15 protein-coding genes and 1 riboswitch are annotated in these 12,837 nt (G+C 28.7%); all 15 genes read left to right on the top strand.

Going from position 1 to position 12,837, the window contains the following annotated elements:
• A partial coding sequence (locus tag BUA77_RS13820) for a hypothetical protein (RefSeq protein WP_278280551.1) occupies positions 1–186 on the top strand: 186 nt, incomplete at its 5' end.
• A 359-nt stretch (positions 187–545) separates the two neighbouring features.
• A complete protein-coding gene (locus BUA77_RS06910; protein ID WP_072888618.1) occupies positions 546–989 on the top strand; it encodes a COG2426 family protein in 444 nt (147 codons plus the stop codon).
• Positions 990–1,061: 72 nt separating this feature from the next.
• A riboswitch (SAM riboswitch) is annotated at positions 1,062–1,167 on the top strand.
• A gap of 104 nt (positions 1,168–1,271) precedes the next feature.
• On the top strand, positions 1,272–2,459 hold the full coding sequence (gene metK, locus BUA77_RS06905) for a methionine adenosyltransferase (RefSeq protein WP_072888614.1): 1,188 nt from the start codon (positions 1,272–1,274) through the stop codon (positions 2,457–2,459).
• A 217-nt stretch (positions 2,460–2,676) separates the two neighbouring features.
• Positions 2,677–4,899 carry an SF1B family DNA helicase RecD2 gene (recD2, locus tag BUA77_RS06900; protein WP_072888612.1) on the top strand — a complete coding sequence of 741 codons (2,223 nt, stop codon included), beginning with the start codon at positions 2,677–2,679 and terminating at the stop codon, positions 4,897–4,899.
• Positions 4,896–5,612, top strand: a complete 717-nt coding sequence (locus BUA77_RS06895; protein ID WP_072888610.1) for a ComF family protein — start codon at positions 4,896–4,898, stop codon at positions 5,610–5,612. Before recD2 ends, BUA77_RS06895 begins: the two co-directional genes overlap by 4 nt.
• 11 nt (positions 5,613–5,623) lie before the next feature.
• Positions 5,624–6,019 (top strand): flagellar protein, encoded by a 396-nt coding sequence (locus tag BUA77_RS06890; protein ID WP_072888608.1) that lies wholly within the window; start codon positions 5,624–5,626, stop codon positions 6,017–6,019.
• Between the two features lie 70 nt (positions 6,020–6,089).
• Positions 6,090–6,374, top strand: coding sequence for a flagellar biosynthesis anti-sigma factor FlgM (gene flgM / locus BUA77_RS06885; RefSeq protein WP_072888606.1), 285 nt, complete (start codon positions 6,090–6,092; stop codon positions 6,372–6,374).
• A gap of 1 nt (position 6,375) precedes the next feature.
• The gene (gene flgN / locus BUA77_RS06880; RefSeq protein WP_072888604.1) at positions 6,376–6,864 is read left to right on the top strand and encodes a flagellar export chaperone FlgN; all 489 of its coding nucleotides are present in this window, start codon (positions 6,376–6,378) and stop codon (positions 6,862–6,864) included.
• Positions 6,865–6,878: 14 nt separating this feature from the next.
• Positions 6,879–8,537 (top strand): flagellar hook-associated protein FlgK, encoded by a 1,659-nt coding sequence (flgK, locus tag BUA77_RS06875; protein WP_072888602.1) that lies wholly within the window; start codon positions 6,879–6,881, stop codon positions 8,535–8,537.
• 12 nt (positions 8,538–8,549) lie between these two features.
• On the top strand, positions 8,550–9,863 hold the full coding sequence (gene flgL / locus BUA77_RS06870) for a flagellar hook-associated protein FlgL (RefSeq protein ID WP_072888600.1): 1,314 nt from the start codon (positions 8,550–8,552) through the stop codon (positions 9,861–9,863).
• A gap of 147 nt (positions 9,864–10,010) precedes the next feature.
• Positions 10,011–10,436 (top strand): flagellar assembly protein FliW, encoded by a 426-nt coding sequence (gene fliW / locus BUA77_RS06865; RefSeq protein ID WP_072888598.1) that lies wholly within the window; start codon positions 10,011–10,013, stop codon positions 10,434–10,436.
• A 1-nt stretch (position 10,437) separates the two neighbouring features.
• Positions 10,438–10,659 (top strand): carbon storage regulator CsrA, encoded by a 222-nt coding sequence (gene csrA / locus BUA77_RS06860; protein ID WP_072888596.1) that lies wholly within the window; start codon positions 10,438–10,440, stop codon positions 10,657–10,659.
• A 96-nt stretch (positions 10,660–10,755) separates the two neighbouring features.
• The gene (locus BUA77_RS06855; RefSeq protein WP_072888593.1) at positions 10,756–11,586 is read left to right on the top strand and encodes a flagellin N-terminal helical domain-containing protein; all 831 of its coding nucleotides are present in this window, start codon (positions 10,756–10,758) and stop codon (positions 11,584–11,586) included.
• 65 nt (positions 11,587–11,651) lie between these two features.
• On the top strand, positions 11,652–12,470 hold the full coding sequence (locus BUA77_RS06850; protein ID WP_072888591.1) for a flagellin N-terminal helical domain-containing protein: 819 nt from the start codon (positions 11,652–11,654) through the stop codon (positions 12,468–12,470).
• A gap of 114 nt (positions 12,471–12,584) precedes the next feature.
• Positions 12,585–12,830 (top strand): hypothetical protein, encoded by a 246-nt coding sequence (locus BUA77_RS06845; protein WP_072888589.1) that lies wholly within the window; start codon positions 12,585–12,587, stop codon positions 12,828–12,830.
• Positions 12,831–12,837: the final 7 nt, after the last annotated feature.

Here is a 12,837-nt window from a genome sequence, read left to right as displayed (position 1 = left end):
ATTTGTGAAAGGTCTATTTCTCAACTAAAAAACTTTATTCAAATCAAATCATCTAAAGTTAGAAATACTGTTTCTTTAAAAGCTGATGTTTTACTGGCTTGTATTTCTCAGTTAGTTGCGTTTGTTTTAATGTTTAAGACTAACAATATCCACAATCCTCTTGCTATTAAATCTTTAATTGCTTAAGTTTTTTTAAACTCTATATCCTTTTTAAAAAGGTTTTACTGAACCTTTATTTAACTGCGTCTTTTTTTGAATATTACTGTTAATAACTCTTTCTATTTAGTAATTTCAACTCAATTTTTCTGTGGATAACCTTTCACTCTATTTTGCAACTACCTATAACAAGGAACTACTCTATTTTAACAAAAATTACAAATAAAGGCTATATGTTTGTTTTTTAAGAGATTTAAACATTCTTGATATAAAGAGTGTATATGAAAAATATCATAAATTCAATTACAATAATATTAAATTTTAAGTTATAATATTATGGTGTTGAGTAATTTAGTTAGACTATTAAAATAAGGAGTGGAAATACATATATGTTTTTAAAGTATATATACCTATTACTTATTTCGGCAGTTCCTATAATTGAGCTTAGGGGGGCTATACCTATAGGGGTTTCTCAAAATCTTAATCCCATATATATTTATATAGTATGTGTTATAGGAGCAACACTTCCTGCCCCACTTTTAGTATTTTTCTTTAGAGATTTATTAAAATGGCTTAAGAAAAATAGATATTTTAAAAAAATTGGAGATTATTTAGATAATAAAGTTAATAAGAATAGTAAAAAAATAATGGACAAGAAGATTTTGGGTATAATATTATTTGTTGGAATACCTCTTCCAACTACAGGTACATGGACTGCTGCCATGGTTGCATCAGTTTTTAAAATGAGAGCTAAGGATGTAGTAATTGGAATTCTTATAGGAAATATTATAGCTGGGATTATAGTTTTATCATTATCTTATCAACTAATTTAAAAAATTGTTGACAATAAAATTTAAAAATAGTATCATATACTAAGTTAGTAAAATTGTATAAAAAATCTTGATGCCTTATCAAGAGAGGTGGAGGGGATAGGCCCTATGAAACCCAGCAACCGCCCTTAGGGGGAATGGTGCTAATTCCTACGAAAGATTTTCTTTCGGAAGATGAGGTTAATTTAAAAAATTAGCCTTTTCCTCTGTGGAAAAGGCTTTAATTTTTCTTTAAAGGGTAACAATAAAAATAATACAATTATTTACATAAGGAGGTAAAAATAAATGGCAAGAAGACTATTCACTTCAGAATCGGTTACAGAAGGACATCCAGATAAAATATGTGACCAAATATCAGACTCTATATTAGATGCATTACTTGAGCAAGATCCTTACTCAAGAGTTGCTTGTGAAACTTCTGTTACTACAGGTCTTGTTTTAATTTCAGGAGAAATATCTACTAAAGGATATGTAGATATTCAAAAAGTAGTTAGAAATAGAATAAAAGAAATAGGATATGATAGAGCTAAATACGGATTCGATGGAGATACTTGTGCAGTATTACTTGCAATAGATGAGCAATCTTCTGATATAGCCATGGGAGTTGATGAGGCTCTAGAAAGTAAAGAAGGACAAATGAAAGATGAAATAGAAGCAGTAGGTGCTGGAGATCAAGGTATAATGTTTGGATTTGCTTGTGATGAAACTCCAGAATTAATGCCTCTTCCAATATCACTTGCACACAAGCTTTCTAGAAAACTTACAGAAGTAAGAAAGAACGGAACATTAAAATACTTAAGACCAGATGGAAAAACTCAAGTTACAATTGAGTATGATGGGGATAAAGTTGTTAGAGTAGATACAGTTTTAATATCAACTCAACACAGTCCTGATGTAACAAGAGAACAAATAGAAAAAGATTTAATTGAACATGTAATCAAACCAGTAATACCAGAAAATTTATTTGAGGATACTAGAATATTAGTAAATCCAACAGGTAGATTTGTTATAGGTGGACCTCATGGAGATGCTGGTCTTACAGGAAGAAAAATAATAATAGATACTTACGGTGGATATTCAAGACATGGTGGTGGAGCATTCTCTGGAAAAGATGCTACTAAAGTTGATAGATCAGCAGCTTATGCAGCGAGATATGTTGCTAAAAACATAGTTGCGGCAGGACTTGCTAGAAAATGTGAAATAGAATTAGCTTATGCTATAGGAGTTGCTGAGCCTGTATCTATAATGGTTGAAACTTTTGGTACTGGAAAAATTTCAGAAGAAAAATTAGTAGAGCTTGTTAAAAAGCACTTCGATTTAAGACCAGGAGCTATAATAAGAGATTTAGACTTAAGAAAACCAATATTTAGACATACTGCAGCTTATGGACACTTTGGAAGAACTGATTTTGATTTCCCTTGGGAAAGAACAGATAAAGCTGAAATACTAAAAAAAGAAGCATTAGGAGAATAAATAGAATGAAAAAGAGGTTTAAATAGCCTCTTTTTTGTTATAATTAGGAAATTATAAGCTTTTCAACTTATGGATAACATTGCTCAAAGTACTACAGCATCAACTATTTTGAGCAACGGAGTCCGTTAGGACTCGTTGGCGAGATGAGCCATGCGTTAGCATGAAGCGAATTTTTTGATATAATAAACTCACTAGAAATTATTTAGGAGTGTATAGTATGGAAAAAATAAAGGGAATGATAGTTGATATTGTATTTAAAAACGAAGAAAATGGATATACAGTAGCTTCCCTTGAATGTGAAGATAATGATGTAACCATAGTAGGATGTATGCCAACTTTAACTCTTGGAGAAACTATAGAAGTTGAGGGAAAGTGGATAAATCATAAAGTATATGGAATGCAGTTTGAAGTAAGTTCATTTATGCCATCTACTCCTTCGTCTGTAGATGGAATATATGTATACCTTTCGTCTGGAATGATAAAAGGAATAGGACCTAAGATGGCACAAAAAATCATAGATAAATTTGGAGTAAATTCTTTAGATATAATACAGATGAATCCGGAAAAATTAACTCAGATAGATGGAATAGGAACTAAAAAAGCAGATCAAATAGGAAAAAGCTTTGAGGAAAATAGAGAGCTTAGAAATTTAATAATAAATCTATCTAAGTACGGAATAAGCCCTAACTATTGTCTTAAAATATACAAAAAGTATAAAAATAAATCTGTTGAAATAGTAGAAAAAAATCCATATAAGTTAGCAGAAGATATAAGAGGTATAGGATTTAAATTAGCGGATAATATTGCATCAAAAATGGGAATAAGTCCTTATTCAAAGGATAGAATAGGACAAGGAATAATATATACATTAAATAAAAGCTTAAGTGAAGGACATACATTTTTGCCAAAAAGTAAGATTATAAAAAATGCTTCAAGCTTACTTGAAATAGAAGAAGAATATATAAAAGATATGATAATGAAACTAGCACTTGAACAAAAAATTCAACTTGAAAAAGGGCCTATAGAAGACAATGTATATTTAATTCCATACTATATATCAGAAAATGGTGTTTGTAAAAAGCTTATAGAATTATCTCAATATAAATTTAAAGATATAAAGATAGATATAGAAGAAGAAATTAAAAAAATAGAAGAAGAGGAAAATATAAAGCTTGCTAATAATCAAAAAGAAGCAGTTATTCAGGCTATAAAAAAAGGGGTATTAGTTATAACAGGAGGACCAGGAACTGGCAAAACTACAACAATAAACACTATAATAAAGATATTTGAAAATTTAAAGATGGATATTTGTCTTGGTGCACCTACTGGAAGAGCTGCAAAGAGAATGAGTGAAACTACTAATAAAGAAGCTAAAACTATTCATAGACTTCTTGAAATGGGATATTCATCAGAAGAAAATGAACTTGTATTTATGAAAAGTGATGAAGATCCATTAGATACAGATGTATTAATAATAGATGAGGTTTCAATGGTAGATGTCCTTTTGATGTACAACCTGTTAAAAGCTATAAAAGTAGGAACTAGAGTTATACTTGTTGGAGATAGCGATCAACTTCCTTCAGTAGGAGCAGGAAATGTACTAAAGGATATAATAGATTCAGATGTTATAAAGGTAGTAAAGCTAAATGAAATATTTAGGCAGGCAAAAGAAAGTATGATTGTAGTAAATGCACATAAAATAAATAAAGGAGAAAGTCTATATCTTAATGCAAAAGACAAAGATTTTTATTTTATACAAAAGAACAATAATGAAGATATAGTAAAAGAAATTTTAAATCTTGTTCATGAAAGACTTCCTGTTTATTATGGAATTGACAATATAAAAGATATACAAATACTATCACCAATGAGAAAAGGAGATACAGGAGTTTTTAATTTAAATGCTCAACTTCAAAAAGTATTAAATCCAAAAGATAAGCTAAAAGTAGAAGAAAGCTTTCAAAAAAGGATTTTTAGAGTTGGGGATAAGGTAATGCAAATTAAAAACAACTATACTAAAAAATGGGAAACTGAAGATGGATTAGAAAAGGGAGAAGGAGTATATAATGGTGATATAGGTTATATTTATCATATAGATAAAGAAGAAAAAAATATATACGTATTGTTCGATGAATCAAAAATTATAAGCTATGACTATAATGAACTTGATGAACTGGAACACAGCTTTTGTACAACAATACATAAAAGTCAAGGGAGTGAATTTCCTGTTATTATAATACCTATAACCTGGGCTCCTCCTATGCTTCTTACTAGAAATCTTTTATACACAGCAGTTACAAGAGCTAAAAAATTAGTTGTACTAGTAGGGGATATAAAATATTTAAATTATATGATAAAAAACAATAGAATTTACGATAGGCATTCTAATCTTAAATTGAAATTAAGTAGATTTATAGAGGAAGGATTATTAATTGAATGATAGATACTTTGCTTGATTATATATATCCTAGAAATATAAAGTGTATAATATGCAAAAATCCAATACCAAAAACTAATCCATATTCCCTTTGCAAAAGTTGTTTTAATGAAATAAATTTTATAAAGAATGGATGTATAAAATGCGGTAAGCCTTTAACACTATTTTATAAAGAAGAAATTTGCTTTAACTGTAAAAAAGAAGACTATTTTTTTGAAAGAGCTTTGTCTTGTGTTGAGTATAATGACAATATACACAGACTTATGTATTCCTTTAAATATGGAAGAAAAACTTATTTAGCTTATCCTATTGCAAAGGTTATGATGGATAAATTAAAATATGAATATATAGATTTTGATTATATAATACCAGTTCCTATTCATAAAAAAAGACAAAGAAAAAGAGGATTTAATCAATCGCTTTTAATAGCAACGAATTTAGGTAAAATTACAAGTAAAGAAGTATTAGATATATTATATAGAAAAAAATATACTAGATTTCTTTCAAATCTTTCTAAAAAAGATAGAAAAAATGAATTAAAAGATGTATTTACAATTAAAGAGAATGAACATAAAATAATAAAAAAGAATATACTTTTGGTAGACGATATATTTACTACAGGAAGTACAGTTGATGAAATATCTAAAATTTTAATAAAACATGGATCAGGGAAGATATATGTTCTTACATTTACTACAGGAAAAAATATATATTAGGGGGTGCTACTTTGGAACTTATAAATTGTAAAAAATGTGGGAGAATGTTTGGAAGTGAAAATGGGCAGATTTACTGTTCTAAGTGTAGAGGAACTGATGAAGAGGATTTTAGAAAGGTAAGAAATTATTTATACGACAATCCAGGAGCTTCAGTACAAGAGGTATCAAAGGAAACTGGAGTTGAAGAACAAACTATAATTAGATTTTTAAAGCAAGAAAGAATAGAAATAGTAGAAGATGAGAATGCGATACTTTCATGTGAAAGATGTGGAGTAAGTATAAAGACTGGTAGATATTGCGAAAAGTGCAAAAATGAAATCAAAAAGGAACTAGGGTCTGCTTTACAAAGCTTAGAAAAAGATAAAAAAACTGGTATGGGATATCATACAGCACATAAAAATAAATAAAAATAATGTAAAGAAAATCATCCCTTTGGTCGATAATAAGATTAGAAGACTAATTAAGGGGTGTTTTTTTATGAAAATAAATAACATAAATAATATTCAAAAAATAATGAAGGCTTACAAAGCTAACAAAACGGAAAAAGTAAATAAATTTTCTCTTAAAGAAGATAAAATAGAAATATCTCAAAAAGGTAAGGATTTTCAATTTGCTCTTGAAGCTTTTAAAAATACTTCAGATATAAGAGAAAATAAGGTTAATGAAATAAAAAATCAATTAGATAAAGGAATCTACAAAGTAGATAACGGCAAGATTGCTAAGGCAATGTTAGATAAGAGCACTATAGATTGGAGAGGTTAAGATGAAGTCTTTAGACCAATTTATAGAAATATTGAATGAAGAGTTAATAATAAATCAAAGACTTTTAGATTTATCAACTGAAAAAAAAGATGTAATAATTAACAACGATACAAAAAGATTAAACCAAATGGTAATAGAAGAACAAAATAGCATAAAAAGAATAATACATTTAGAAAAATTAAGAGGTGCTGTAGTTTTAAATATACAAAAAGAATTAGGACTTGAGAAGATAGATAACATAAAAGATATTGTAAATGAAATAGATGAAAATAAAGCTAAGTATATTGAGAAAATAGCTTCAGATTTAAAATCTATACTTAAAGAGCTTGAAGAAAAGAATAATCTTAATAATAAGCTTTTAGAAATTTCATTAGAGTATTTAGAACTTAATTTAAACCTTTTAACATCAAAACCAGAGCCTAAAACTTATGGGAAAAAGGCTGTAGAGTACAATTCTCAAAAGACTGGCTTTTTCGATGCAAAATATTAAAGGAAGGTGTAAAAATGAGTTTTTTTGGTTTAAACATAGCAAAATCAGGATTATTTGCAGCTCAAAAAGCTTTAAATACTGTAGGACATAATATAGCTAATGCCAATACTCCTGGATATACTAGACAAAGAGTGGAGTTAAAAGCAGATAGTCCAATATCATATCCAGGTGGAAAGGGAATGATAGGGACTGGAGTTGATGCGTATAAAATTACTCAAGTTAGAAATGAATTTTTAGATATAAAATTTAGATCAGAAGCTAATGCATATGGGCAATGGTCTTATAGAAATTCATCACTTTCACAAATAGAAGCTATAATGAATGAACCGTCGGATTCAGGAATAAGAAAAGTGATGGATAATTTTTTTGCATCTTTTGAAGAATTATCCAAAGACCCATCTTCTCTTACTACCAGAGCTGTAGTTAGAGAAAGAGCTATAGAATTTTCTCATACTTTAAATCATTCTTATTCTCAGCTTGAAAAAATGGTTAAGGATGCAGATTTTGAACTTCAAACAACAGTGAATCAAATTAACACATATGCAAGAGATTTAGCAAAGCTTAACTTACAAATAGAAAGAGCTGAAATGGACGGAAGTAATGCTAATGATTTAAGAGATCAAAGAAATTTACTTTTAGATGAACTATCACAGCTTGTAGACGTAGAAGTTAAAGAGGTAAGTAATGGAGAACATGGAGGAATAAAAACTATAATTTCTATAAATGGAAATCCTCTTGTTTATCATGATAAAGTTGATGAAATAGAGATTGAAAAAGGATTTCATAAATATAAAGATGAATTAGGGCTTGAATTTGAAGTATCTCATTTGAAATTCAAATCAGGTTCCCCTATAAATACTAACTATATTAAAGGAAAATTAAAAGCTGAATTGGATATGAGAGATAATATAAATGATTCTGATGGGCCGAAAGGAATTCCTTATTATATGATGAAACTAAATGAATTTACAGAAAAAATAACATCTGAAATAAATAGAATAAATATGCAGGGATATGGACTAGATGAAAATTCTACAGGAAAATTATTCTTTGAAGCTGAAAAAATAGCTGATATAGATTCTAATGGAGATGGAAATAAAGATATTGATAATTATGTTAAAACTTACTTAAGCACTAATCCTACAAAAACAGAAGAAGATGCAATACAAGAGTGGGAAGCTGACCCGAATAATAAAGGATATACTATAATGAAAGATGGAGATGGAAATTGGTATAAAGTATCAAAAACATCTGCAAAAGATATAAAAATATCGCAAGATATAGACAAAGATCTTGATAATATAGCAGCAGCAAAAACTTCTGTTGGAAATGGAAAAGGGCAAGCGGGTGACAACTCTAATATACTTGAAATGTCTAAGTTAAGGCATAAAGACGATATGTTCTCGTGGGGGTCTGCGGATGACTTTGTAAAAACATTAATTTCAAATCTTGGAGTAGATGCACAAGAAGCTGCAAGAATGACACAAAATCAAGAAGTGCTTATAAATCAAGTAGATAGTACAAGACAATCTATATCAGGAGTTTCTCTTGATGAAGAAATGTCAAATATGATTAAGTTTCAACATGCATACAATGCATCTGCTAGAATGATTACAGCTGTAGATGAAATGATAGACGTTATAGTTAATAGAATGGGAAGAGTAGGACTGTAGGAGGTGAAATAAATGAGAATTACTAATTCTATGATGGTTAGTAGAATGATGATGAATATTAATAAAAATATGGCTAGAATGGACAAAATTTATAATGACTATACTTCGGGTAAAAGAATACACAGACCTTCTGATAATCCTGTACTTGTTGCAAGGAGTCTTAAAATACACACAGATATAGCAGAGAATGATCAATTTAAAAGAAATGTAGATGATGCTTATTCTATTTTGGATAAAACAGAAACATCTCTTAAAGAGTTAAATAATGTTCTTCATAGAGTAAGAGAACTTACAACACAAGCTTCAAATGGAGTACTTACTCCTGAAGACACAATGAAGATAGAATCGGAAATAAAGCAAATTAAAGAACAAATAGTAAAGATATCTAATGACACTTATGTTGGAAGACATATATTTTCAGGATATGAAACAGATAAACCGTATTTAAATGAAAATGGAACTAATAATATTAATTTAGATAAGGAAATTAGAAGCAATAGTTTAAACTTACCTATAGCTATAGCAGCTGCACCAAATAATGAATTTAAACTTAACATAACAGGAATTATAAAATCTGATGGGACAAAATACACAGGGGAATATACGGTTCAACTGCCTAATAAAACTTATGATGGTACAATAAATACATTAGAAGACTTAAAGAATGATTTACAAAATGCTCTTAATACTGCTCAAGATATTACAAAAACTCCAGCTGAAGATATACCAGATCCTTACAAAGGAAATTTTGAAGTTACAGTAGAAAATAATCAAATTGTAATCAAAAACTCTAAAGTAGAGGATAATCAAAAATTTGCACTAAAATCAGATACTTTAGACCTTAAAAACTTAGGTTTTGAAAAGTTAAATATATCTGAAAGTACTGAAAAAATAGATTATCATATAGGAATATCAGCATCCATTTCTATAAATATAAGAGGGGATGAATTATTTGGGCCTGTAGTAGATAGTGATAATGATAATATTCCAGATAAAACAATTATGGATACTATGAATGAACTTATAGGATTACTTGAAAATGGAGATACTGAAGAAATATCAAAAAAATTAGACGAAATAGATGCTCATATGAATAATGTATCTAAAGTAAGAGCAGCAGTAGGAGCTAGGACAAATACAGTTGAAACTATTAGAAATAGGATAGAAGATACAAAAGTTAATTTTACTAATTTGTTATCACAAACAGAAGATACTGATATGGCAGAGGCATCTATGCAATTTATGATGGCTGATAGTGTATATAGAGCATCATTAAACATAGGAGCTAAAATTATACAGCCATCACTAATGGATTTTATAAGATAGTTCAAGTTATACTAATAAAGTATATTTTTTAAAAGCCTTAAAACTATTTTTTAATAGAAATGATTTTAGGGCTTTTTTATTTTATTTTTTTGACGATATTATTATTGTAAGGTTTAATTTAATAATAAAATAAAGAGGTGAATAGAGTTGAAATTAAAAACTAAAAACTTTGGAGAAATAGAAATAGATGAAAGTAAAATAATACATTTTGAAGATGGAATACCAGGATTTGAACATTTAAAAAATTTTTTAATAATAAAGGATGAAGAACTTATAATAGATTATCTTCAAGCTATAGAAGAAGATGTAACTTTTCCAATAATAAATCCATTTTCAGTAAATAAAGAATATGAATTTAAAATACCAGATAATGCTATAAAAAAATTAAAAATAGAAAATACGCAGGATTTATCTGTATATACTATAGTTACAATACCTGAAAATATAAAAGAAATGAGGACTAATCTTCAAGCACCTATTATTATAAATAATAAAAACAAAAAAGGAAAACAATTAATATTAGATGAAAGGTATCCTTTAAGATATATGATATTTGAAAAGGTAGGTGCATAATATGCTAATACTTAGTAGGAAGCAAGAAGAAAGTATTATAATAAATGAAGATGTAGAAGTGGTTGTTTTAGGAATATCTGAAGGTAAGGTAAAACTTGGAATAAAAGCGCCTAAAAATGTTGAAATTTTAAGAAAAGAAGTAAAAGAGGCTATAGTTGAGGAAAATAAAGAAGCAATAGGTAAAATGGATATATCAAAATTAAAAAAATTAATAAAAAAATAAAATTTCTATAAAGAATAATAAAATAATTTCGATATAATTTATGAGAAACAAAAAAACGAGCATGGATGCTCAATAAAATTCAAGGAGGAATTAATTATGAGAATTAATCACAATCTTATGGCAATGAATGCCCATCGTCAATTATCAATAAACTCTTCAAATCAAGCAAAATCTATTGAAAAATTATCTTCAGGACTAAGAATAAACAGAGCTGGAGATGATGCAGCAGGTCTATCAATTTCTGAAAAAATGAGAGCACAAATAAGAGGATTAAATCAAGCATCAAGAAATGCTCAAGATGGTATTTCTCTTATTCAAACAGCAGAAGGAGCATTAAATGAAACTCAAGAAATACTACAAAGAATGAGAGAACTTGCAACACAAGCATCAAATGATACAAATGTAGCAGCAGATAGAACTGCTATACAAACAGAAATAACACAATTAACATCAGAAATAGATAGAATAGCAACAACAACTCAATTCAATACACAAAATCTATTAGATGGAAGTATTGCATCTGGTACAGCAAGTATTACATTCCAAATAGGAGCAAATAGTGGTGAAACTTTAGGATTAAAAATTGAAGCTATGAGTTCTGCAGCATTATCAATAGATTCATCTGTTGTAGGAGTTGCAAGCACAGGATCAGCACAAGCGTCTATAACATTAATAAGTGCAGCTATAGGAAAGGTTTCAACTCAAAGATCAAAATTGGGAGCTGTTCAAAATAGGTTAGAACATACAATTAAGAATTTAGACGTTGCAAGTGAAAACCTACAATCATCAGAATCAAGAATAAGAGATGTAGACATGGCAAAAGAAATGATGAATTCAACTAAAGCAAATATATTATCTCAAGCAGCACAAGCTATGTTAGGTCAAGCAAATCAAAATCCACAAGGAGTTTTACAATTATTAAGATAGTTATAAAAAAATAAATAATATAAGTGAGCATGGATGCTCCAATAAAATTCAAGGAGGAATTTGATATGAGAATAAATCACAATTTAATGGCAATGAATGCACACAGACAGTTAGGAATTAATGCAGGAAATCAAGCAAAATCTATTGAAAAATTATCTTCAGGATTAAGAATAAACAGAGCTGGAGATGATGCAGCAGGTCTATCAATTTCTGAAAAAATGAGGGCGCAAATAAGAGGTCTAGATCAGGCATCAAGAAATGCTCAAGATGGTATTTCACTAGTGCAAACAGCAGAAGGAGCATTAAATGAAACTCAAGAAATACTACAAAGAATGAGAGAGCTTGCAACACAAGCATCAAATGATACGAATGTTGCATCAGATAGAACGGCTATAAAATCAGAATTAGATCAATTAACATCAGAAATAGATAGAATAGCAACAACAACTCAATTCAATACAAAGACATTATTAGATGGTACTTTGTCAGATACTAATGTAACGCTTCAAATAGGAGCAAATAGTGCAGAAACATTAGCTGTAAGTATAACTGCAATGACAGCTTCTGCATTAGGAGTTTCAAATGTAGTAGTATCAACTACGACAGATTCACAAGCATCAATTACTGCTATAAGTACAGCTATAGGAAACGTTTCAACGGCTAGATCAAAATTAGGAGCAATACAAAATAGATTAGAACATACAATTAAGAATTTAGACGTTGCAAGTGAAAACTTACAATCATCAGAATCAAGAATAAGAGATGTAGACATGGCAAAAGAGATAATGAATTCAACTAAAGCAAACATCTTAAGTCAAGCAGCACAAGCAATGCTGGGACAAGCAAATCAAAATCCACAAGGAGTACTTCAACTTCTAAGATAATAATTGAAGTCAGGGTGAAAACTCTGGCTTTTTTGTAATACAATAAATATTAAAAAAAATATAGAGAATACTTAATAATAAAGAAAATAATATAAAAACGCAAAGGTGATTTGTATGAATATATTAAAAGAAATAGAGTTGTTTAGAGATAGCATATATAAAGGTGAGAAATTAGACAATAATATTATGAACAGCATACTTCAGTTTTTAGGAAAAGAATTATCACAGGATAATCTAAGTAATGAGTCTAAAACAAAAATTAAATACTGTATGAATATATGTATAGATGCGCTATCTAATAAAGATTATGTATATTTAGCAGATATATTTTATTTTGAAATAATACCTTTATTAAAATAATAATTGG

The organism is Tepidibacter formicigenes DSM 15518, from assembly GCF_900142235.1.
In the GTDB taxonomy this organism is placed as follows: Bacteria; Bacillota; Clostridia; order Peptostreptococcales; family Peptostreptococcaceae; genus Tepidibacter; species Tepidibacter formicigenes.
This window is presented reverse-complemented; position numbering and strand designations above follow the sequence as displayed.

Coding starts and splice junctions, on each gene's coding strand:
- BUA77_RS06910 (WP_072888618.1), top strand. CDS start 546: ATGTTTTTAAAGTATATATACCTATTACTTATTTCGGCAGTTCCTATA.
- metK (WP_072888614.1), top strand. CDS start 1,272: ATGGCAAGAAGACTATTCACTTCAGAATCGGTTACAGAAGGACATCCA.
- recD2 (WP_072888612.1), top strand. CDS start 2,677: ATGGAAAAAATAAAGGGAATGATAGTTGATATTGTATTTAAAAACGAA.
- BUA77_RS06895 (WP_072888610.1), top strand. CDS start 4,896: ATGATAGATACTTTGCTTGATTATATATATCCTAGAAATATAAAGTGT.
- flgM (WP_072888606.1), top strand. CDS start 6,090: ATGAAAATAAATAACATAAATAATATTCAAAAAATAATGAAGGCTTAC.
- flgN (WP_072888604.1), top strand. CDS start 6,376: ATGAAGTCTTTAGACCAATTTATAGAAATATTGAATGAAGAGTTAATA.
- flgK (WP_072888602.1), top strand. CDS start 6,879: ATGAGTTTTTTTGGTTTAAACATAGCAAAATCAGGATTATTTGCAGCT.
- flgL (WP_072888600.1), top strand. CDS start 8,550: ATGAGAATTACTAATTCTATGATGGTTAGTAGAATGATGATGAATATT.
- csrA (WP_072888596.1), top strand. CDS start 10,438: ATGCTAATACTTAGTAGGAAGCAAGAAGAAAGTATTATAATAAATGAA.
- BUA77_RS06855 (WP_072888593.1), top strand. CDS start 10,756: ATGAGAATTAATCACAATCTTATGGCAATGAATGCCCATCGTCAATTA.
- BUA77_RS06850 (WP_072888591.1), top strand. CDS start 11,652: ATGAGAATAAATCACAATTTAATGGCAATGAATGCACACAGACAGTTA.
- BUA77_RS06845 (WP_072888589.1), top strand. CDS start 12,585: ATGAATATATTAAAAGAAATAGAGTTGTTTAGAGATAGCATATATAAA.